Source organism: Providencia sp. UF-224, from assembly GCF_058245955.1.
In genome coordinates, this window is sequence record NZ_JBSICC010000127.1 from 1 (window position 1) to 343 (window position 343).

1 pseudogene is annotated in these 343 nt (G+C 44.9%); it reads left to right on the plus strand.

Annotated elements, in window-relative coordinates:
- A pseudogene (locus AC4IFO_RS23140) lies at positions 1 to 343 on the plus strand (UDP-glucose 6-dehydrogenase); the annotation flags it as partial.

A 343-nucleotide genomic window follows, 5' to 3' on the forward strand; every position in this document is an offset into this window, starting at 1 on the left:
AATCGCCGATTGTTGATACGGAGATTGAACAGTTTTTAACGGAAAAAACACTGAATTTCCGTGCTACGGAAGATAAAATGGAAGCCTATACAGGCGCACAGTACGTCATTGTTGCGACGCCGACAGACTACGACCCAAAAACCAACTACTTCAATACCAAATCAGTGGAGTCGATCATTCACGATGTGAATGAAATCAACCCAACTGCGACGATTATTGTGAAATCGACTATTCCTGTTGGTTTTACCGCACGTTTACGGGAAGAGTTTGGTTACACCAACGTGATTTTCTCCCCAGAATTTCTACGTGAAGGCCGCGCATTGTGGGATAACCTGCACCCGTC